The 21,643-nt window shown below is 63.8% G+C and carries 20 protein-coding genes and 1 pseudogene; 4 read left to right on the top strand and 17 right to left on the bottom strand.

Annotated elements, in window-relative coordinates; all coding sequences use genetic code 11:
* Positions 1-94: 94 nt before the first annotated feature.
* The 8 genes from QRN22_RS22285 to QRN22_RS22250 all read right to left on the bottom strand — a co-directional run bounded on the left by QRN22_RS22285 (position 95) and on the right by QRN22_RS22250 (position 7,418).
* Positions 95-1,054, bottom strand: a complete 960-nt coding sequence (locus tag QRN22_RS22285) for an amidohydrolase family protein (protein ID WP_042554661.1) — start codon at positions 1,052-1,054, stop codon at positions 95-97.
* 1 nt (position 1,055) lies between these two features.
* A complete protein-coding gene (locus tag QRN22_RS22280) occupies positions 1,056-2,066 on the bottom strand; it encodes a TRAP transporter substrate-binding protein (RefSeq protein WP_042554660.1) in 1,011 nt (336 codons plus the stop codon).
* 26 nt (positions 2,067-2,092) lie between these two features.
* The gene (locus QRN22_RS22275) at positions 2,093-3,019 is read right to left on the bottom strand and encodes a YncE family protein (RefSeq protein WP_042554659.1); all 927 of its coding nucleotides are present in this window, start codon (positions 3,017-3,019) and stop codon (positions 2,093-2,095) included.
* Positions 3,020-3,071: 52 nt separating this feature from the next.
* Positions 3,072-4,061, bottom strand: coding sequence for a TRAP transporter substrate-binding protein (locus tag QRN22_RS22270; RefSeq protein WP_052493817.1), 990 nt, complete (start codon positions 4,059-4,061; stop codon positions 3,072-3,074).
* Between the two features lie 32 nt (positions 4,062-4,093).
* Positions 4,094-5,374, bottom strand: a complete 1,281-nt coding sequence (locus QRN22_RS22265; protein WP_042554658.1) for a TRAP transporter large permease subunit — start codon at positions 5,372-5,374, stop codon at positions 4,094-4,096.
* On the bottom strand, positions 5,371-5,898 hold the full coding sequence (locus QRN22_RS22260) for a TRAP transporter small permease (protein WP_042554657.1): 528 nt from the start codon (positions 5,896-5,898) through the stop codon (positions 5,371-5,373). Before QRN22_RS22260 ends, QRN22_RS22265 begins: the two co-directional genes overlap by 4 nt.
* Positions 5,899-6,036: 138 nt before the next feature.
* Positions 6,037-7,053, bottom strand: a complete 1,017-nt coding sequence (locus QRN22_RS22255; RefSeq protein ID WP_042554656.1) for a 4-hydroxythreonine-4-phosphate dehydrogenase PdxA — start codon at positions 7,051-7,053, stop codon at positions 6,037-6,039.
* Entirely contained in the window at positions 7,050-7,418 is a 369-nt protein-coding gene (locus QRN22_RS22250) for a hypothetical protein (RefSeq protein ID WP_042554655.1), read from the bottom strand. The genes QRN22_RS22255 and QRN22_RS22250 overlap by 4 nt, the downstream gene beginning before the upstream one ends.
* Positions 7,419-7,675: 257 nt before the next feature.
* Between QRN22_RS22250 and QRN22_RS22245 the strand changes: the two genes are divergently transcribed.
* The 4 genes from QRN22_RS22245 (at position 7,676) to QRN22_RS22230 (ending at position 11,855) form a co-directional block, all read left to right on the top strand.
* Positions 7,676-8,686, top strand: coding sequence for a Bug family tripartite tricarboxylate transporter substrate binding protein (locus tag QRN22_RS22245; protein WP_197077032.1), 1,011 nt, complete (start codon positions 7,676-7,678; stop codon positions 8,684-8,686).
* A gap of 67 nt (positions 8,687-8,753) precedes the next feature.
* Positions 8,754-9,284: a tripartite tricarboxylate transporter TctB family protein gene (locus QRN22_RS22240; RefSeq protein WP_042554654.1), complete on the top strand. Its 531-nt coding sequence runs from the start codon at positions 8,754-8,756 to the stop codon at positions 9,282-9,284.
* The gene (locus tag QRN22_RS22235; protein WP_042554653.1) at positions 9,281-10,804 is read left to right on the top strand and encodes a tripartite tricarboxylate transporter permease; all 1,524 of its coding nucleotides are present in this window, start codon (positions 9,281-9,283) and stop codon (positions 10,802-10,804) included. Before QRN22_RS22240 ends, QRN22_RS22235 begins: the two co-directional genes overlap by 4 nt.
* Positions 10,805-10,916: 112 nt before the next feature.
* Positions 10,917-11,855, top strand: a complete 939-nt coding sequence (locus QRN22_RS22230) for a LysR family transcriptional regulator (RefSeq protein WP_042554652.1) — start codon at positions 10,917-10,919, stop codon at positions 11,853-11,855.
* 54 nt (positions 11,856-11,909) lie between these two features.
* On the opposite strand, the gene QRN22_RS22225 is transcribed toward QRN22_RS22230, so the two are convergent.
* From QRN22_RS22225 to QRN22_RS22185, 9 genes and pseudogenes are all read right to left on the bottom strand, one after another.
* Positions 11,910-12,842, bottom strand: a complete 933-nt coding sequence (locus QRN22_RS22225) for an SMP-30/gluconolactonase/LRE family protein (RefSeq protein WP_042554651.1) — start codon at positions 12,840-12,842, stop codon at positions 11,910-11,912.
* Positions 12,843-12,879: 37 nt separating this feature from the next.
* Entirely contained in the window at positions 12,880-14,235 is a 1,356-nt protein-coding gene (locus QRN22_RS22220) for a GntT/GntP/DsdX family permease (protein ID WP_042554650.1), read from the bottom strand.
* A gap of 37 nt (positions 14,236-14,272) precedes the next feature.
* Positions 14,273-15,052: a cytochrome b family protein gene (locus QRN22_RS22215; RefSeq protein ID WP_197077031.1), complete on the bottom strand. Its 780-nt coding sequence runs from the start codon at positions 15,050-15,052 to the stop codon at positions 14,273-14,275.
* Between the two features lie 617 nt (positions 15,053-15,669).
* Complete coding sequence (locus tag QRN22_RS22210) at positions 15,670-16,272, bottom strand: HAD-IA family hydrolase (protein WP_197077030.1); 603 nt, start codon at positions 16,270-16,272, stop codon at positions 15,670-15,672.
* 217 nt (positions 16,273-16,489) lie between these two features.
* Positions 16,490-17,143, bottom strand: coding sequence for a methionine ABC transporter permease (locus QRN22_RS22205; protein ID WP_042554648.1), 654 nt, complete (start codon positions 17,141-17,143; stop codon positions 16,490-16,492).
* Positions 17,127-18,173: pseudogene (locus QRN22_RS22200) on the bottom strand (methionine ABC transporter ATP-binding protein); the annotation flags it as partial. The pseudogene QRN22_RS22200 and the gene QRN22_RS22205, both read right to left, overlap by 17 nt.
* Before the next feature lie 53 nt (positions 18,174-18,226).
* Positions 18,227-19,021: a MetQ/NlpA family ABC transporter substrate-binding protein gene (locus tag QRN22_RS22195; protein WP_042554646.1), complete on the bottom strand. Its 795-nt coding sequence runs from the start codon at positions 19,019-19,021 to the stop codon at positions 18,227-18,229.
* A gap of 19 nt (positions 19,022-19,040) precedes the next feature.
* Positions 19,041-20,441 (bottom strand): LLM class flavin-dependent oxidoreductase, encoded by a 1,401-nt coding sequence (locus QRN22_RS22190; protein ID WP_042554645.1) that lies wholly within the window; start codon positions 20,439-20,441, stop codon positions 19,041-19,043.
* Positions 20,441-21,640 carry an SfnB family sulfur acquisition oxidoreductase gene (locus tag QRN22_RS22185; RefSeq protein ID WP_042554644.1) on the bottom strand — a complete coding sequence of 400 codons (1,200 nt, stop codon included), beginning with the start codon at positions 21,638-21,640 and terminating at the stop codon, positions 20,441-20,443. Before QRN22_RS22185 ends, QRN22_RS22190 begins: the two co-directional genes overlap by 1 nt.
* Positions 21,641-21,643: the final 3 nt, after the last annotated feature.

Here is a 21,643-nt window from a genome sequence, read left to right as displayed (position 1 = left end):
GCCTGAGGAACGATCCATGGGGACGGAGGCGTAGGGTGGGCTTCAGCCCACCAAATTGACCGCAACCACCATCTCGCCTCTGCCAGCGGCATCGCTAGCCCTTCAGTTGGATCCGGTAGAAGTCCCTGGCGTTACGCCAGAAGAAGGCATCGCGTTGCGTGCTGTCGTAGCCCTCGAGCACGGTGTTCAGGGCCGTGACCAACTCGCCGTAACCGATGCGCAAACCAGCCACCGGATAGTTACTGGCGAACAGGCAGCGTTCGATACCGAACAGCGCCAAGGTTTCCTCGATCACGCCGCGGTTGCTCTGCAGCGTCCACGGTTCATCACGTAGGCCAAGCTCGGAAATCTTCACGCGGACATTCGGCTGCGCCGCCAGCGCCTGCATGCCGGTGCGCCAACCTTCGAGCCCGGCCGCGCTGCGATCCCAGGGGAAGCCCATGTGGTTGAGCACGATGGGTACCTCGGGAAAGGCGGCGGCGACCTGCGCCGCTTCCTGCAGGTGCCAGTACGGCACACGCAGGTCCCAGGACAAACCGTGTTTGGCCAACAGGGCGAAGCCGCGCAGCCAGGCCTCGTCCTGCATGCTGCCGGCCTGGCCACGCACGCTGGCAGCCAGTTCGGGGCGCGTGGCCGTCACCGGCTTGCTGCGAATACCACGCAGCAGCGGGTACTGCAGATGCCGGCCAAGGATCTCCTCGCAGTCCGGGCGGTGGAACCAGACATGGGCCACCACCGCGTTGGGAAAGCCGTAACGCGCATGCTGCTCGTGCACCCAACGGGTTTCCGCCACCTGATCGGCACGCTCGTGCTCGGCTTCGCAATGCACCGTGGCCAATACCTGCTGGCCGGCGCTGTCGGCCAGATAATCTTCGGGCAGATAGTTGCGGCGCAGGGGCGCGTAGTCGCCGAGAAAGAAGTGCTGATCGACTTCGTCCTGCAGCCAGGGGTAGCGATGGGTGTCGAGGTTCCACAGGTGATGGTGGGCATCGATCAATCGCTGCCCATCGGCGGCATGGGCCAGGCCGAGACGCTGATGCAGGCAATCGGGCATCTCAGTTGGCCTCGCGAATGCGCTGCAGTTCGGCCTGCCAGGCGCTCACGAAGTCGGCGTCGATGCTGCCACGCACCTGCTCGGTGACGATCTTCGCCTGGTCGACGAAGCGCTGGCGCTGCTCGTCGCTGAGGGCGTTGACCTGCATGCCCGATGCCTTCAACTCGGCCAGTTTCTCGCTATTGGCCTGACGTGCCAGCTGGCGCTGTTCGCTGCGCGCCTGCTCGGCGGCCTTGCGCACCTGAGCACGCTGGGTATCGTCCAGCGCATCCCAGGTCTTCTTGCTCATCAGCAGCACGTAGGCGGTGTAGATGTGTTCACTGAGGGTCAGGTACTTCTGCACCTCGTTGTAACGCTGGGTGGCGATCAGCGAGATGGGGTTTTCCTGGCCATCGATGGCGTGCATCTCCAGGGCACTGAACACTTCGTTGATCGGCATCGGCTGGGCGTTGGCCCCCAGGTGATCGAAGAAGGTACGGAAGACCGGGCTCTGCACGGTGCGAATTTTCAGGCCCTGGAGATCTTCCCATTTCTCGATGGGCCGCTTGCTGTTGGTCAGGTTGCGGAAGCCGATCTCCCAGAAGCCCAGGCCGACCAGGCCCTTTTCTTCCAGCTTGGCCAGCAGTTGCTGGCCCATGGGCCCGTCGAGCATGGCATCCACTTCGGCGGTGGAATTGAACTGGTAGGGCAGATCCAGCACGCCGAAATCCTTGACCAGGCCGACCAGCGTCGGCGCCCCCGCCAGGGCGAACTCGACGGTGCCGGCCGGTAGCGCACCGAGCATCTGCACATCGTTGCCGAGCATGGCCGAAGGGAACACCTTGACGTTCAGCGCACCGTCGCTACCGGCTTTCAGGTGTTCGGCGAACAGCTTGGCGCCCTGGGGCCCGGGGGCATCGATGGGGTCACCGGCACTCAGTTTGAAACTGCGCTCCTGTGCCTGGGCCGCCGCGCCCGGCAGCAACAGCGCCAGGCTGAGGGCGGCGACACCGCGAATGAAAGCGTTGCTCATGGGGACTCTCCGATAATGACGGGACTTCAGCGCACGATGACCTGGGATACATCGGGTTCGAGCAGGGTGTGGAAGTAACGCTGGAAGGTGAAGGTCTGCAGATCCAGCATGCCCACGCGCTGATCCTTGAGGGTGACGAAGGCCAGATCGCGGGTTGGGTGCAGGCTCATGGCGATGGCATGGGTGTCCAGCTCGATACGGTGGATTTCTTCCAGCGCAGGGTTGAACACCGAGATCGAATGCTCCGCATAATTGGTCACGTACAGACGATCCTGGCGATCCAGATAGATGCGCGTCGGGTCGGCGCCGGTGCGCCCGCGGCGAGTCACTTCCAGGCTCTCGACATCCACGGCGACGATGCTGTTATCGCCGCGGGTGGCGACGTAGAGAATGCGCTCGTCGCGGCTGAAGCAGTTGCCCTCGGGCATGCTCCCCGGCTGCACGGGCAGCGGCGCGACGGTCGGGTCCTGCGGTTTGAGGCGAGTGATGGTGTTGCTCAGCAGGTTCAGGGCGAAGGCGGTTTCGCCACTGCGGGTCAGCGCCACCAGGTGGCTCTTGTAGCCGCCGGATGGAATCGCCCGATCCGGCGTGTTCTTGATGTGTGGCTGATCGAAGATCAGCAGGGTCGAGTCGCCCTCGCTGAGCACATAGAGGCGATCCTGATCGTCCATCGCCAAACCGTGGGGGCGGCGGAACGGCCAGATGCTCAGGGTGCGCACGTGCTCGCCCTTTTCCAGATCGATGACGAACACCGAGCAGCCACCCTCGCCTTCATGGCTGGAGGTTTCGATGCCGTAATGGCCGACATAGGCGAAGCGATTGCGCGAATCGACCACGAACTCGTGGGGGAACTCCGGCAGGCGGATGTGCTTGATCGCATCACCGCTTTCGACATCGTAGAAGCTGAAGGTGTGGGCGCATTTCTGCACCAGAAGAAGAATTTCCTGACTCATGGTCTTGCTTCCTAGAAGCGGTGCCAGGGCACCGCGAACCTGTGAATGGCATTCAACGCTGAGCGTCGATGGCCTCGAGCAAATCACTGCCGTACTGCTTGATGAAGGTCTCGCGCAACGGGGCGGAAACGGCCTTGCGGAAGGCTTCGCGGTCGACGTCCTTTTCGATCTGCATGCCCTTGGCTTCGAGCTCGACGAGGAACTTGCCGTCGTTCTCGGCATTCATCTGCCGCTGCAAGCGACCGGCGGCACGGGCCGAATCGACCAGCAGCTTCTGCTGAGCCTCCGGCATGGCGTCGAACTTCTTCTTGTTCATCACCACGATCAGCGCGGTGTAGGCGTGATGGGTCTGTGACAGGTACTTCTGCACCTCGTAGAAACCCGATGACCAGGTGATGCTCAGCGGATGTTCCTGGGCATCGACGGCACGCATTTCCAGCGCGTTGTAGAGTTCGGCCAGCGGCAGCGGCTGCGGGTTGGCGCCCAGCAGGCGGAACGCCTCGATCTGCGACGGGTTGCTGGAGGTGCGGATCTTCAGGCCCTTGACATCGTCCGGCACGCGCACCGGCTTGCGCGAGTTGGTGATGTCCCGGAAACCCACTTCCCAGTAGGCCAGGCCCTTGAGGTTGTGGGCCTCCAGTTCGTCGAGCAGCTTCTGACCGATCTCGCCGTCCAGCACCCGATAGGCATGCGCGCTGTCGGCGAACACGAAGGGCAGATCGAGTACCGACATGCGTGGCGTCAGCCCACTGAAGTTGGGCGTGCCGGACATTTCCAGTTCGATGGTGCCACCGCGCACGCCGGCGATCATCGCCTGGTCGTTGCCCAGCATGCTGTTGCCGTACGGGCGCACCAGCAGCTCACCGTTGGAGCCGTCCTTGACCCGATGGGCGAACTCCTTCGCCGCCAGGCTCTGGGTGTCGCTGTCCGAGCCGGCGAAGCCGAAACGCAGGGTGGTCGCCGCATCGGCTCGCCAGACCGAACAGGCCAGCAACAGAACGCAGCCGCACAGATGCACCATTTTCTTCTTGTTGTTTTTCATCGTTACTTCCTTGCAGTGAGGGAAAACCAGACTCAGGGGAGGAACCAGCGCATGGGCGTCATTACCAGTTCGGGGAAAATGACCAGCAGCGCCAGAACCCCCAGGTGAGCGAACAGGAAGGGCGTCACGCCACGCATCACACCGTCGAGCGGCACCTTGCCGACGCCGCTCATCACGCTGAGCACGTTGCCGATTGGCGGCGTGATCAGGCCGATGGAAGTGTTGAGGATGAACAGGATGCCGAAGTACACCGGGTCGATACCGGCCATCTTGATCACCGGCATGAACACCGGCGTGAGGATCAGCACGATCGGCATCAGGTCCATGGTGGTGCCGACCAGCAGGACGATCACCATGATCACCACGAGCAGCAGTTGCGGACGATCGATCAGTGGCTCGAGCAGCCCACTGACCAGCATCGGCAGCTCGGCGATGGTCATCAGCCAGGACGAGACCAGCGCTGCGGCCACCAGGAACATCACCACCGCACTGGTACGCCCGGCGTCGAGGAACACCTTGAACAGGTCGCGGACCTTCAGCTCGCGGTACACGAACAGCGAGATGAACAGTGCATACACCGCCGCCACGGCAGCGGCCTCGGTCGGAGTGAAGATGCCCATCTTCAGACCACCGATGATCAGTACCGGCAGCAGCAAGGCCCAGATACCATCGAGGAAGGCCTTCCAGACTTCACTGAACGGCGCCTTCTCGCCACAAGGCAGATCGCTTTTGCGCGCCAGCCACCACCAGGTCATCCACAGCGCCAGGCCCATCATCAGCCCCGGTACGATGCCAGCCATGAACAGTTTGGTGATCGATACGCCACCGGCGACACCGAATACCACCAGGGGAATCGACGGCGGGATCACCGGCGCGATGATGCCACCTGCGGCGATCAGCCCGGCCGAACGGTTCGGGTCGTAGCCGGCCTTGCGCATCATCGGCATGAGCATCGCCGCCACGGCGGCGGTGTCCGCCACGGCCGAGCCGGACAGCGAAGCCATCACCATGGCAGCGATGATCGCCACGAATCCCAGGCCGCCACGCTTGTGGCCAACCAGCGCCATGGGCAGGGCGACGATGCGTCGCGACAGGCCGCCAGCGTTCATCAGTTCCCCCGCCAGCATGAAGAACGGGATGGCCAGCAGCGGGAAGCTGTCGGCGCCGCTGATCAGGTTCTGGGCGAGAATCTGCGCGTCGAAGGTGTCCAGCTGGATCATCAGTGCGACGCCGGCCACCAGCAGCGCGAACGCCACGGGAATGCGCATGGCCATGGCACCCAGCAGGGAGCCGAGGAATACCACGATGGTCATTTCGACACCTCGGAGATCAGTGCGTCTTCAGGGCTCAGCGGCATGACCTTGTCCGGGTCGATATGGCGGAACAGCAGCAGGTACAGGCGTTTGATCATGATTGCCGCCATGCCCAGGCTGCACACCACACCGGCGGCGTACATCAGCCCCAGCGGCAGGTTGGCCACGGGCGACAGGTTGTCCATGTTGATCACGGTCTGCTTGTAGCTACCGATCAGGAACAGGCTGACGCAGAACAGCATCATCAGCTCGGCGAGCACCGCGCAGACACGCTGGCCGAACGCGGGCAGGCGGCGATACAGCAAGTCGATGCCCAGGTGCGCGTTGTCACGCAGGGCGACCACCGCACCGATGAAGGTCAGCCACACGAACAGGTAGCGGGCGCCCTCGTCCGACAGGGCGATACCGGAGTTGAAGCCGTAGCGCAGCACCACGTTGAAGAACACCAGAATCACCATGGTGCCCATGCAGAACACCACGATGGTTTCGAACAGACGGGACATCAGCAGCGTCAGCAGGCGCATGGCAGATCCTCCCCCTGACCCTTTGCGCCGCGCACAGAGCGGCCCGCCGACGGCCACAGGGGCCGCCGATCATTGCGAAGTGAGCTAGCCATGAATGGCTCCTTGTTATTGTTGTTCTCGGAAACAGCGTTGGTACGATCAGCCCCGCTGGCGACTCCCCATGCGACAGGCGATCTCGAAGGCCTGACGGGTCGCCCCGACATTGGCCCTGCCCTGCCCGGCGATGTCGAAGGCGGTACCGTGAGCCGGCGTGGTGATCGGGATCGGCAGACCGCCCTGCACCGTCACGCCCCGGGAGAAGCCCATCAGCTTGATCGCGATCTGGCCCTGGTCGTGGTACATGGTCACCACCGCATCGAAGGCCTGGCTGTCGCCCTGCACCTTGAGAAAGATGGTGTCGCCCGGGTAAGGACCGATGGCCTCGATGCCTTGCTCGCGAGCGCGCTCCACCGCAGGGCCGATGATGTCCAGTTCTTCACGGCCGAAGCTGCCGTTGTCGCCGTTGTGCGGGTTCAGGCCGCAAACGCCGATGCGCGGTTTTGCCAGGCCATTGCGCTTGAGCGCGGTGTCGATCAGGCGGATCGCCTCGATCACCCGATCCTGACTGAGCAGCCCCGGCACCTCGGCCAGCGCCACGTGGGAAGTCACTCGTGAAGTCCACAGGTTGTCGAGCACGTTGAACTCGCAGAACGGCCCTTCGAAACCCAGGTATTCGGCGAACCAGTGCAGCTCGTCGCTGTGGCCCATGCCGGCCATGTGCAGCGAGGTCTTGTTCAGCGGACCGAACACAATGGCATCGGTGACTCCATCTGCGGTCAGGCGCAACGCCTGCTCCAGGGTATCGAGGCTGTAGCGACCGCCGATCACGCTGGCCTCGCTGCGCGGGAAGTCGCCTTCGGCACCACCACGAAACGGCAGTAGCAGCGGCGTGTCGTCAGTGAACTGCAGCGCATCGGTCGACTCGATGAGGCGATAAGGGAACGACAGCCCGGCGATATCCATGCCGCGGCGCACTTCGGCCTCGTCGGCGATCAACAGCACCTGGGCCTTGCGGCGTACCTCCGGCTCGGCCAGCAGGCGGGCGATCAGCTCCGGACCGATGCCGGCGGGATCACCCAGAACCATGGCCAGACGGGGAAGGGTCGAGTTGCTCATGCGCTTGTCCTCAGGTCAGAAGATGCGTCCGGCATGCGGATGACATCGGGCACGGTGCGCCGTGCGTTACGGTAGAAAAGGGGTACCTGCTGTGCAGGCAATGGCCCGGTGGCTATGGGCTGGCAGCCACCGTTGCTGAAAGAAGGAGAGAACTGCCACGACGCGGCAGCCAGAGGCAGGCTGCAGAGCATCAGCGCCTGCACGCTCGGCATGGCGCCAGCCCCTGTGCCAAGAGCGATCAGGACGATCGACGCGAAAACGATGAAGGCGAAGACGATACGCCAGTGTGCGCGGCACGGCCTGCCTGTCAGCGACTGATTCAGGGAAGCGTGCACCGGCAGGGCGACAGGTTGAACCTGAGCCATGGGGAACTACCTCTGCATTGTTGTTCTTGTAGTACCGAGCGACGAACGGTCAGCCGGGTTGAGCGAACTATCGGCCCGCTCAACGATAACCGTCTAATCAAAGCTTCTCATACGGACATAGCCTGGAGTTATCGCTCTACCGGGCCGGCGGCATAACCTGAGGCTATCGGAGTATCAGTTCTTTTGAGTAGACGCTTATCGACTCGCTTTGCAGACTCGGCGTAACCCATAACAACGACAACAATGAGGTAACCCCCATGCACATTGCCCGTACGCGTTATGTTCCCGCCCTGCTCGCGGCCTGCAGTCTGCTCTGCGCCGCCCCACTCACCGCCCTGGCAGACTGGAAGCCGCAGAAGAACGTGGAGATCATCGTCGCGGGTGGCCCCGGTGGCGGCACCGACCAGCTCGGCCGCGTGATCCAGTCGGCGATCAGCCAGCACAAGCTGCTCGACGTCAACACCGTGGTGTTCAACAAGGGTGGCGGCAACGGCGCCGAAGCCTTTCTCGAGATGAAGCTGGCCGATGGCGACGCCCACAAACTGGTGATCGGCACCAATAACGTCTACCTGCTGCCGCTGGTGGCCAAGCTGGGCTATCAGTGGACCGATCTGACCCCGGTCGCCGCCGTGGCCGAAGACGACTTCATTCTCTGGACGTATCAGGGCGCCCCCTGGAAGGACGCCGCGGCATTCAAGGCGGACCTGGCCAAGAACGCGGCGAAGATGCGCATCGGCGGCAGCCAGTCCAAGGATGTCGACCAGACCCTGACCCTGCTGCTCGGCCAGCAGGCAGCCACCAAGATCACCTACATCCCCTTCAAGAGCGGCAGCGAAGCGTCCACCCAGCTGGCCGGCAAGCATATCGCTGCCAACTTCAACAACCCGGCCGAAAGCCTCAGCCAGTGGCGTGGCGGTCAGGTGGTACCACTGTGCGTGTTCAGCCAGCAGCGCATGATCTACACCCAGAAGGTCACAGAAACCCAGTCCTGGGCCGACGTGCCGACCTGCAAGGAGCAGGGCCTGGGCATCGACCAGTACCGCTTTCCGAGAACGGTGTTCCTGCCCGGTGGCGTCAGCGACGAGCAGCGCGCCTTCTACGTCGAGCTGATGCGCAAGGTCAGCCAGACGCCGGAGTTCAAGACCTACGTCGAACGCTCCGCCCTGGCCCCGACCTTCCTTTCCGGGCAGGAACTGGTGAGCTACATCGAGAAGGATCGCGAGCGTGTCATTCCCGTGTTCAAGCAGGCCGGCTGGCTGCGCGATTAGTCCTGCCAGCAGGTCGCACGGCGGCGCTGGCCGCCGTAACGGGTATGCCCACAGCGAGGAAACACTCATGTCCAACACCACGGATACGCCGCTGGTAGCCACCCGCTGGGTGGAAATCGGCCTGGCGCTGTTCACCGCCGCCCTCGGCAGCATCGTCATGGTCGGCAGCATCGATATCGGCATCGGCTGGGGCGATAGCGGCCCCGAAGCCGGTTATTTTCCCTTCTACATCGGCCTGCTGATGACCGCAGCCAGTGTCGGCAACCTGATTCTGGCGCTGCTGCGCACGCCCGCGATGAGCGCCGCCTTCGTCAGCCGCAAGGCATTTCGCCAGGTGCTGGCGGTGTTCCTGCCGATCGTCCTGTATGTCGTCGTCATGCCCTTCAGCGGTATCTACCTGGCCTCGGCGGTTTTCATCGCCTGGTTCATGTGGAGCGATCGCCAGCGCAGCACCCCTTATGGAATACCCACCGTGGCAGCGATTTCCTGCGGCGCGGCGCTGGCCAGCTACCTGATCTTCGCCCTGTGGTTCAAGGTGCCTCTGGACAGCGGCGTGCTGGGTGACCTGGTGGCCATTGCCGGAGGGACGCCGCGATGAGCGAAATCGACTCTCTGATGCAGGGCATGGCGCTGATCCTCACCCCGCATCACATCGGCCTGATGGTGATCGGCGTGTTGCTCGGCATCCTCGTCGGCGTGCTGCCCGGTCTTGGTGCCCCCAATGGCGTGGCGCTGCTGCTGCCGCTGACCTTCACCATGGAACCGGTGTCAGCGATCATCCTGCTCTCGTGCATGTACTGGGGCGCGCTGTTCGGCGGCTCGATCACGTCGATCCTGTTCAACATCCCCGGCGAGCCCTCGTCGGTAGCGACCACGTTCGACGGTTACCCCATGGCCCGCAACGGCCAGGCCGGTGAAGCCCTGACCGCCGCCTTCACCTCGGCGCTGCTCGGTGCGCTGGTCGGCGTTCTGCTGCTGACCTTCCTGTCGACGCGCATCGCCGAATTCGCCATGGCGTTCAGCTCACCGGAGTTCTTCGCGGTGTACCTGCTGGCGTTCTGCACCTTCATCGGCATGAGCAAGAACCCGCCGCTGAAAACCGTGGTGGCGATGATGATCGGCTTCGCCATGGCCGCCGTTGGCATGGACACCGTATCCGGCGAACTGCGCCTGACCTACGACCAGCCCTGGCTGCTCTCGGGCCTGAGCTTCGAGGTGGCGGTGATCGGCCTGTTCGGTATCGGCGAGATTCTCTGCACGGTCGAGGAAGGCCTGGTGTTTCGTGGCGAGCGTGCGCGCATCACGCCGATGACCATCCTGCGCACCTGGGCCAAGCTGCCACGCTACTGGCTGACCTGGCTACGCAGCGCTCTGGTCGGCTGCTGGATGGGCGTCACCCCCGGCGGGCCGACCGCCGCTTCGTTCATGAGTTACAGCCTGGCACGACGCTTCTCGAAGAACCGCGACAACTTCGGCAAGGGTGAGATGGAGGGCGTGATCGCCCCGGAAACCGCCGACCACAGCGCCGGCACCAGCGCCCTGCTGCCCATGCTGACCCTCGGCATTCCTGGCTCGGCCACCGCTGCGGTGATGCTCGGTGGGCTGATGATCTGGGGCCTGCACCCGGGGCCGACACTGTTCGTCGAACAGCACGACTTCGTCTGGGGCCTGATCGCCAGCATGTACCTGGGCAACGTGGTCAGTCTGATCGTGGTGCTGGCGACGGTGCCGCTGTTCGCGTCGATCCTGCGCATACCGTTCTCGATCATCGCGCCGATCATCATCATGATCTGCTCGATCGGTGCCTACTCGGTGCACAACTCGATGTTCGATGTCGGCCTGATGCTGATTTTCGGCGCCCTGGGTTATGTGTTCAAGAAGCTCGGCTACCCCATCGCGCCATTGATCCTCGCCGCGGTACTGGGCGACAAGGCCGAGGATGCCTTCCGCCAATCGATGCTGTTCTCCGACGGGCAATTGTCGATCTTCTGGTCCAACCCGCTGGTCGGCAGCCTGACCAGCGCCGCTCTGGTGATGCTGTTCTGGCCGCTGCTGGCCCGTGGCCTCAAGGCGATGTTCGGCTTGCGCCGGTCCGGGCAGGCTCGCCATGTCTCGTGATCGCCAGCAGGCCGGCTCGTTCCTGGCAACCGCAACGGGGCGCTCCTTGATGACTGGCGAGCGCCGCGATTTCTTGTCACCCTTGCCCATCGCCCCTGTCACGAGCCGCGCCATGTCCCGCATTCCAGACGCCAGCATCATCCACAGCCGCCTGCGCCTGCGGCAGTTGCGCCTGATGCTGGCCCTGCAGGAGTTCGGCTCGTTGCGCCGGGCCGCCGAAGAAATCGGCATGACCCAACCCGCGGCGACCAAGATGCTTCACGAGGCCGAGAGCCTGCTCGGCGTCGAGCTGTTCGAGCGACTGCCGCGGGGCATGCGCGCCACCGCCTTTGGCGAAACGGCGATCTACTACGCCAAGATGATCTTCGCCGAGCTCTCGGGCATGCGTGAGGAGTTCGTCGCGCTGGAGTCGGGCAACCTCGGCCGGGTCACCATCGGCGCCATTCCTGCACTGGCCTCGGGGCTACTGACGCGCACCATCGCCATCCTCAAGCAAAGCCATCCAAGGTTGTCCATGAGCATCCAGGTCGACACCAGCGACGTGCTGGTGCAGGCCCTGCAACAGGATCAGCTCGACGTGGTGCTCGGCAGGATTCCCGATGGCGCGCGTACCGATGATCTGCTGTTCGACAGCCTTGGCGAGGAAACCCTGTGCGTGGTCGCCGGGGCCCAGCACCCCATGGCCGGCGCCACGCAACTGACCTGGGAAGAGTTGCAGGACCTGACCTGGGTGCTGCAACAGCACCCGAGCCCGATGCGCACCATCATCAACCAGGCATTCCACAATGCACGGGTCGACATCCCCAGCAGCATCGTCGAAACCACCTCGATCATGACCCTGCTGTCGCTGCTGCAGCAAACCGACATGATCGGTGTGACCCCGGTCTCGGTGGTCAACGACTATCCAGGCAAGCACCTGCTCAAGGTGCTACCGATCACCTTCGTGCCCCGCCTGCCCCCCTACGGCCTGATCACCCGCCGCCACCGCATCCAGTCTTCGGCGATGCAGGCGTTCATCGATGCGGTGAAGGAAGAACACGCCGCGGACTAGAACGTCCCCTTAGGGGAGCGGCCCACCGAGGCTACGCGGACCGAACCCTCCAAGCTACAACGCAGGCCGTACTTCCAGGCGATACAGCGAGGTGCTGGCGACGATGAACAGGTAGCGACCATTCGCACCACCGAACGTCAGGTTGCCGACCTTCTCGGGAACGGGAATGTGCGCCAGCCGGGTTCCATCCGGGTGGTAGACCTGCACCCCGTCGGCACTGCTGATGAACAGCCAGCCGCGGGCATCGACACGAAAGCCGTCCGGCAGCCCAGGCTCGATCACCGCGAAGACTCTGGGATTGGCCAGCACCCGCCCGCCCAGCACATCGAAGGCGATGACCTGATGATTGCCATCCGCACGCAGTGCCGCCGAGGTATCGGAAACGTAGAGCACCCGCTCATCCGGTGAGAATGCCAGGCCGTTGGGCTCTTCCAGCAGGTCGCTGGCGATCTCCAGCGCACCGATGATCGGGTCGAAACGGAATACATGGTTGTGCCGCTGCTCGGGCTCGGCCCTGTACCCTTCTCGATCGGAGAGAATGCCGTACGGTGGATCGGTGAACCACAACGAACCGTCCCCCTTGACCACGATATCGTTGGGCGAATTCAGACGTCGCCCCTGATAGTGGCTGACCACCAGTTCGTCGTCGGCCAGTGGCTGCGAACGCCCCTCGCTGAGGCGAGTACGTAGAATCGCCCTGAGTCCGTGGGAACAGTGCAACAGCGAGCCATCCAGATCCAGCGTATGGCCATTGCAGAACTCGGCACCCGTTCGCCACACGCTGAGCCCCTGCTCCTCGTTCCAGCGCAGCATGCGGTCATTGGGTATGTCGCTCCACAGCAGAGCGGCCTGGTCCTCGATCCATACCGGCCCCTCGCCCCAGGTTGCACCACTGGCCAGTCGCTGCACGACAGCGCCCGGGGGAAACAGCTCGGCCGCTCGTGCGTCGAAAATTTCAGGTGTTGCCTGCAACTGTTGGTCACTCATGTTTCGAATCTCCTGAAAAAGATCGATCCCGCCAGGCTCAGACCCACGGCCACAGCAGCAGGATGAGTATCAGCGCAACGAAACCACCCACGGTGGTAAGCGGTGTCCAGGTGCGCAAGCCATCGGCCACGCTCAGCCCGAGCATGCGCGTGACGATCCAGAACCCCGGATCGTTGACGTGGGAGAGCGCCATGCCGCCGGCCCCCATGGCCAGACCGAGAAGTGCCAGCTGGCTGGCGCTCAGGGATGCCTCCGCGACCAGCGGCGCGATGATGCCAGCGGTGGTCATCAGGGCTACCGTCGTGGGCCCCTGGGCGGCACGCAGCAACAGGGTGACGGAAAAGGCCATCAGCAGCAGCGGCAGGCCGGTGGATTGCAGCGCCTCGGCCAAAGCCCCGCCGATGCCCGTGGACACCAGAACCCTGGCGAAGGCGCCACCGGCACCGGTTACCAGAATCACCATGGCGACGCCGGGAATCGCCGAACCGAGCACTTCGCTTACCGTCGCCAGCGGCATGCCTCTGCGAATGCCCAGCAGATAGGCGCAGGCCAGCACACCCACCATCAGCGCGACGTAAGGAATACCCAAGAACATCAACAGGGAGCGCCCCATCGCGTTTTCCGGCATGAGCATCGAGGCCAGGGTACCGAGCATGATCAGTGCGATGGGCAGCGCGATCAGGCTGGCGACCAGCCCCGCCCGTGGCAGTGCCGGGCTTCCGTTGCTGACGGTACTCGTGGCGTTCGTCAGGCTGGCGGCAACATCGTCGCTGATGGCCAGATGACGACGGGTCAGCACCTTGCTGGCGAGGAAGATCGCGACGCTGGTCAGCCCCGCAATCGGCAGGCCAAGCATCAGCATCCTGCCGATATCGATGCCCAGCTCCCCCGCCACCGCGACCATGCCAGGGTGTGGTGGCAGCAACGCATGCACCACCAGCAGCACCGCGCACATGGGCAGGGCCAGCGACACCAGGCGCAAGCCGCGCGAGCGTGCCAGGCCGTAGGCCAGCGGCATCAACATGATCACACCGACCTCGAAGAACACCGGAATCCCCACCCCGAAGGCCGTGAACATCATGGCTATCGGTACGCGTCGCTGGCCGAAGCGCCGCACCATGTAACCGGCGAGCGCTTCAGCACCACCGGACAGTTCGACCATGCGCCCGATCATCGCCCCCAGAGCAATGATCACCGCAATGTGCCCCAGGGTTTTCCCCAGCCCTCCTTCGATGGCTTCGGTCAGTTGCTCGACAGGCACGCCTGCCGCCAGGGCCAGGCCGGTAGCCACCAGTAGCAGGGCCACGAACGGCGGCATGCGGACCACCAGAATCAATAGAAGAAGAATGCTCAGGGCACCCGCGCCAAGCATCAGCAGCGTCAACATTTCCATATAGGTAATCTCCTTGTTATAGGTCTGGCAGCGCCAGTCAGTCTCCAGGCAAGCGACGTACCCCCCAGCCGATAGGCCGGCGGCGATTGCCCGGGTGGGTAGGGGCAGGCCCCCAGATGGCCTGGTAGGTATCGATGCAGCGGCCTGCCCGCTGCAGCAACAGGCCGACCATGAACAACGCGGCCCACCAGGCGGCGATGGACAGTGCCATCCAGCGCGGCGCATCGACCATGGTGATGCCTATCAGGGTGGCGATCAGCGCCAGCAGCAACGCCAACCAGCCAATGCTCTTGTGCAGCCGCTCGAAACGCACCCGGTGCGAAGTCATCTGGTAGTGATCGCCCTGCCATTGCTCACAGGTCGGCCCGCCCTTGGAGCCGCGCAAGAACCCGCTGACCAGTTGGACGCACGCGCACAGCATCACCAGCCAGCCACACAGCGCATGCCACTGCGCCAACGCCGTCTGCCGGGTTGCCATACCCAGTACCAGCAGCACACCCAGCAACCCGGCCAGGCTGCCACCCACCTGCAGCCACAGATGCATCCGCCACCAGCGCTTGTTATCGAGCACCGCAGGCCAGCCCTGACCCGGCATGACCTTGAAATAGCGTGCCGCGAGCACGCCGAGGGGGAGCATCACGCTCCAGCTCACCACCATCACACGTCCATGCCAGGCGGCCCGCACATCGATTCGGTGCTCATCGCTGCCAGACAGCGGCAGGCGCAGCCAGTCCCAATGCTCGGCCACTGCCCATCCGGCCAGAGAGCAGAGAAACAGCGCCAAGCCCAGCCCGGCGATCCACCGCACGCCGCTCACGAGACGCCGCCACGAAGCGGTGTGAGACCGCGTACGGGAAACACGACGGGGCCTTTGATCGACGGGCGATCGATGCGTGCGCAGATGGGGTGGTAGAGCGTAGGTGCGGACAGTGGCTGGCACTGCGGGGCTGGGGCGTACGGCGAATCTACTGCAGGGGATGCACACAGGGTCCATGGCGGACCGGCGCTGCGCGGACAATCCGCGGCTTCAATTCGGACAAGGCGAGCGGCTGCCATGATCCTTCCTCTTTCTTGTTTTTATCAACGTTCAAGCGCGCTGATTCCATTCGCGTACCCCGATAGTCGGGCAGAGGCGTGCTCATCGTCTAATAGAGGTTTCTTATCCGGATATTCATCACGGCTATAGCAGGGATCAAAAACACCACGCACCAGAACGCGTACACGGCATCATGATTGGTAGCGCAGCCTGGTTGCATGGGGTTGATGCGCGCAGATAATGAGCTGGAGCGGATCGCCGTCCGCGACGGGGACGCAGTTTCCATTGATGGATTGCAAGCTCCTGCGTCGGATCCTCGGCCTGGGCGCTCAGCGCCAGCCTGGGCTGGACATCGGGCGCAGAGCCCCCCTACAGGCATTCCCGCGCAACAGATATGATCAGAACTTACTCAGTATTTTGAGCAGAGAGTCTCCCTCTCGCCAAAGATTGGCGCTCCATCCTGAAGCCTGTGCAGCCGTGACGTTCGCAGGGGTGTCGTCGATCAGCAGCAACTTCTCAACCGAAAATCCAGACAGCAAGGCTGCCTGCTCGAAGAAAGCTCGATCGGGTTTGCGGTGACCTAATGCAGCGGAGTAGTAAATACCGTCAACGTCATGACCCAGGCCGAGCGTGTCGGATAGGTATGCCGCGCGAACATGCTCCTGATTGGTCGCCAGATAGACCTTTACCCCGCCAGCGCGCAGTTGGCGAAGCTCGGCCAGCAGGTCACCGTTCAGACGCGCATCGTTTTCGAACCAGTAGGCAATAAAGTCATCGCAGGACAGAGCTGGCGCTACCTTTGCCAAAGCAGTTTTCAAATGATCGACCAAGGCGCAACGACCTAGGACGATATCGTTCCAGTAAGGAGTGAAGAACTCTCGCTGAAGATCCACAGGTGAAACACCCAGGTCCTCTTCAAGGGAGAATGCCCAAGGTTTACCGTCAGCGGGACGACCGCAAATCAGAACGCCATCCACATCGACCATCAGAGCACTGAACACGCTGGCAACTCTCCTGATAACCCAAAACTGGTTTGCTGGTTCCTACGCCCCAGCGTGGGAAGCCTAGGCCGGGCCGCTCTGCGCCAGTCTGGGCTATACATCGGACGCAGAGCGTCCCGCAGCCATTCCCGCACAGCGCCTGAGCAACGGCCTGAAGGGTAGACTGCAGGATGGGCGCAGGGTGGGCTTCAGCCCACCAAAACCAACGGCGAACGCGTCAAGCCCGCTTGTTCAGGCCCCGCGCCAGCCGGTCGCCCGCGAACTGGATCAGGCTGACCAGCACCACCAGAGCGACGATCACGGTCAACATCACCTGGCTGTCGAAGCGCTGATAACCGTAGCGGTAAGCCAGGTCGCCGAGGCCACCAGCACCGATGGCGCCCGCCATGGCCGAGGAGTTGATCATGGTCACCAGGGTGATGGTGAAGCCGCCGACGATGCCCGGTAGCGCCTCGGGCAACAGCACGTGCCAGACGATGTGCCAGCGGCGGCAGCCCATGGCCTGGGCCGCTTCGATCAGGCCATGATCGACCTCACGCAGACTGACCTCGGCGATCCGCGCGAAGAACGGGGTAGCCGCGATGGTCAGCGGTACCACGGCGGCCCATACGCCGTAACTGGTACCTACCACCCAGCGGGTGAACGGGATCAGTGCGACCATCAGGATCAGGAAGGGAATCGAGCGGAACAGGTTGACGAAACTGCCCAGCAACTGATTCAGCCGCGGTGCCTCGAAGATCCCGCCCTTGCTGCTGGTGACCAGAAATACCGCCAGCGGAATGCCCGCGAGCAAGGCCAGCAGCGACGACACGCCGACCATCAGCAGGGTGTCGAGAAACGCCTGCCAGAGACGATCAAGCAGCAGCGACATACCCCAGTACCTCCACGTGATCCGCCAACTGACGGGCGTTGTTCAAGAGCGCTTCATGGCTGTGCGGTGAAGCACTCACTGCCAGTAGCAGGTAGCCCAGGGCATGGCCCTGGATGCGTTCGATTCCACCATCGAGCAATGCCAGACGCCCACCGAGCGCCCCGGCCACTGCGCCCAGATCCGGCTCGGGGTTGCTGCCGGAAAACTGCAGGCGCAGCACCAGGGCATCCTCAGGGTTTTGCTGGTGGGCGCGCAGGCGCGCCTGGACGTCCGCCGGCAGGCCATGGCGCAACGGCGCCAGCAAGGTGCGGGTGACCGCATGCCGTGGCGAGCCGAACACGCGCCAGACCTCGCCCTGCTCGACCACTTCGCCCTGTTCGAGCACCACCACGCGGTCGCAGATATCGCGGATCACCGCCATCTCGTGAGTGATCAGCACGATGGTCAGCCCCAGGCGCTCGTTGATCTCGCGCAACAGGCCGAGGATCGCCTGGGTGGTTTCCGGATCGAGGGCCGACGTCGCCTCGTCGCAGAGCAGGATCTGCGGATCGTGCACCAGCGCGCGAGCGATCCCCACGCGCTGCTTCTGGCCGCCGGACAACTGCGCCGGGTAGACGCCATGCTTGTCCTGCAGGCCGACCAGCTCCAGCAACTCGCGCACCTTGCGTTGGCGCTGCTCGCGCGGCACGCCGGCGACCCGCAACGGCAGTTCGACGTTCTGCCACACGGTCTTGGCCGACATCAGGTTGAAATGCTGGAAGATCATGCCGATGCGTCGGCGCAGCTGTACCAAGTGATCTTCATCGAGCAGGCCGATGTCTTCGCCATCGATCAGCACCTGGCCGCTGCTCGGCGTTTCCAGGCGATTGATGGTGCGGATCAACGAAGACTTGCCGGCGCCGCTGCGGCCGATGATGCCGAACACCTCGGCGCGGTTGATGGCCAGGTCGATATCACGCAGCGCCTGGACCGTGCCCTCGTTGCTCGCGTAAACCTTGTTGAGGCCGACGAAGCGCAGTTGCGCTTCGCTGTCCTGGCGGGCCTGAGCGACCTGCTGCAGGTGGGGATCGAAACCACTCATGCTCAGCTTTTCCAGCCTGGCTGGTAGAGCTTGCCGTGGGCCTTGTCGAGGGCCGCACGGACCTCCGGCGAGTGCTGGTAGATATCGACGAACTTGCGCAGACGCTCATCGTTCTTGCTGGCTGGCTGGATGACGAACTGGATGATGTACTCGGGGTTGTCCACGCCATCGAACAACAGTGCCGATTCGGGATCGTGGGTGCCGGCCAGGCGGATGTATTGCGGATAGCCCTGGGCCAGATCGACCTCATCGAGCGCACGCACCAGTTGCACGGCTTCCAGTTCGATGATGCGGATGTCCTTCGGGTTGCTGGTCACGTCTTCGAGGGTGGCCCGGTAGCCAACGCCGGGTTTGAGGGTAATCAGCCCGGCCTTCTGCAGCAGTTGCAGACCACGCCCGCCATTTACCGGGTCGTTGGCGATCGCCACCTTGGCGCCCTTGGGCAGGCTGGCGAAGTCGCTGTACCGCTTCGAGTACAGGCCGACGTTGTTGATCACGCCCGGCGCGTAGGGCACCAGATCGTAGCCGCCATCCTTGTTGGCATTCTCGAGGAACGGCACGTGCTGGAAGTAGTTCACGTCGATATCGCCAGCGGCAAGGCTGACGTTGGGCGCGATCCAGTCGCTGAACTCGATCAGCTCCACTTCGAGCCCCTGCTTCTTGGCTTCGGCGACCGCCACCTCCAGAGCCGGGGCGAAGGCAGCGGTGGTGCCGAGCTTCAGTGGCTGCGCTGCTGCGGCCAGACCGGAAACGCTCAGCAGGGTACCCAGCGCGAGGGTTTTCAATAATGTAGACATGGCTTTCATCCTTGGTCGATCAGTGAGAGTGGTTGGCCGCATTGGCGATTGGCGGTGCAGCGTCAGCCCGTCGCCAGGCGGCGCCGCTGTGGTTTTCCGGCAGGCGTGGGCCCTGGCCGAACAGCTTGTGGCGCAGGCTGCCATCGGCGTAGGCGGTCTTGTACAGGCCGCGGTTCTGCAGTTCGGGCACCACCAGTTCGATGAAGTCGGCGTAGCTTTCCGGCGAAACGATGCGGGTCAGGTTGAAGCCGTCCAGGCCGGTCTCCTCGAACCAGGCCTGCAGTTGATCGGCTACCTGCGAGGGCGAGCCGACCAGCACCGGGTAGCGGCCACCGAGGGCGTGCTGCTCCAGCAGCCGGCGCTTGGTCCAGCCACTGTCCGGTGCGGTAAAGGCCTTGACCACCGACTCGATGGCATTGGTCTTCTGGTAACGAATCGGTTCGTCCAGGCCGTACTCGGCGAAGTCGATGCCGGTGGAACTGGAAAAATGCGCCAGCCCCGCCTCAGCACTGGCGTAGCGTAGGTATTCGGCATGCTTGTCGCGAGCATCGGCCTCGGTAGCGGCGACGATCACGCTGATGCCCATGAACACCTTGATCGCCTCGGCCGGGCGACCGGCGCTCAATGCGCTGGCGCGCACCTTGTCGACCTGCTCGCGCACCGCGGTCTTGTTGTGCCCACCGATGAATACGCACTCGGCATGCTGACCGGCGAAGCGCAGCCCGCGCGCCGATGAACCGGCCTGGAACAGCACCGGGGTGCGTTGCGGCGACGGCTGGCTGAGGTGGTAACCCTCGACCTGATAGAACTCGCCCTGGTGCACCACCTTGTGCACCTTGCCGGGCTGGGCATAGACACGCCGAGCGCGGTCGACGACCAGTGCATCGTCCTGCCAACTGCCCTCGAGCAGTTTGTAGAGCACCTCGAGGTACTCGTCGGCCTGATCATAGCGGCGGTCATGCTCGACCTGCTGGCCCAGGCCCATGGCCTTGGCGGCGCTTTCCAGATAGCCGGTGACGATGTTCCAACCCACCCTGCCGCCACTCAGGTGATCGAGGGTGGAAAGACGCCGGGCGAACGGGTACGGCGCTTCATAGGTCAGGTTGGCGGTCACCCCGAAGCCCAGGTGCCGGGTAACCCCGGCCATGGCCGAGACCAGCAGCAGCGGATCATTGACCGGTAGCTGGATGGCCTCTTGCAAGGTCAGATCGACGCCCTGCCCGTACACGTCGTAGACACCGAGGATATCGGCGATGAACAGACCGTCGAACAGCCCGCGCTCGAGCAGCCTGGCCAGATCGGTCCAGTACTGCAGCGTATTGAAGGCCGTGGAATTGTCCCGCGGGTGCGTCCACAAACCGTGATGGATATGCCCCACGCTGTTCATGTTGAAGGCGTTGAGGAGAATCTGCCGGGCCATCAGATGGTTCCCCGGCGCGGCGGCAGCGCGTCGTTGAGGTAGTAGTTGCCCACCGCGTGGTACTTCCAGCGCACCGGATCGTGCAGGGTGTGGGTCCGCGCATTGCGCCAGTGGCGATCCAGATTGTGCTCGGCCAGGGTGCCGCGGCTGCCGGCCAGTTCGAGCAGTTTGCTGGACAGCGCCAGCGAAGCCTCGGTACCGATGGCCCGCGCCTCGGCCACGGCGATGGAGGCTGCCGCCACACTGGCCGCATCGGGCGCAGCCTGGGCGCGGTCGAGGTGTTCGCCGGCGCGTTCGAGCAGCGCTTCGGCGGCATGCAGATGAATGGCCAGCCGGCCTATCGCCTTGAGGGTCAGCGGATCATCGCTGGCCTTGTCCACGCCCGAGTCGATCCACGGCCGGGAACTGTTGCGCACGAAGCTCAGGGTGTCCTCGTAGGCTGCACGGGCGATACCGATATCGATGGCGGCATGCAGCAACTGGGCGAAGGGGCCGACCGTGGTCGGGCGCTCGAACGAAGCCTGGAACGGCACCACATCGGCGGCAGCTACCGGCACCTGCTGCAACAGCACCGAGCCACTGCCCGTGGTGCGCTGACCGAAGCCGCTCCAGTCATCGATGATTTCCAGCCCTGGGGCATGGCGAGGCACGAACGCCAGGTGGCCGATGCCCTGCTCGTCTACCGCCAGGGTGGGGATGCGCTGGGCATACAGGGCACCGGTGGCGTAGAACTTGCGCCCGTCGATGCGGAAGTTCTCGCCATCGGCGATCAGCCGCGTGGTGCGATCCTGCGAGGTTTTGGTGCCCAGCTCCGCGAGCGCGTTGCCGAAGCGCACGCCCTGCAGTACTTCGCCATACAGGCGGCGCTGCTGCTCGACGTTGCCGTTGATGCGCAGCACTTCCAGGGCATAGAAATGGTTCTGGGGGATCTGCCCGAGCGAGCCATCGGCCTGGGCTATTCGCGCGATCACCCTGGCCAGGGTGACACTGGAAACTCCGGCGCCACCAAATGCCTTCGGCACGCTGATCGCCCATAAACCGGAGCGGCTGAACAGTTCCAGTTCGGCTTGCGGCAGCAGGCGTTCACGGTCTCGCTGGGCGGAGCCGGCGCGAAATACCTCGGACAGGGCATTGGCGATCTCCAGCGCTTCGGCGTCACTGCCGATCAGTGCCGGCGCGGGATTCAAGGATGCGTTCATGGC

It is taken from the genome of Pseudomonas sp. MEJ086 (assembly GCF_030209025.1).
GTDB classification, from domain to species: Bacteria; Pseudomonadota; Gammaproteobacteria; order Pseudomonadales; family Pseudomonadaceae; genus Aquipseudomonas; species Aquipseudomonas fulva_A.
This window is presented reverse-complemented; position numbering and strand designations above follow the sequence as displayed.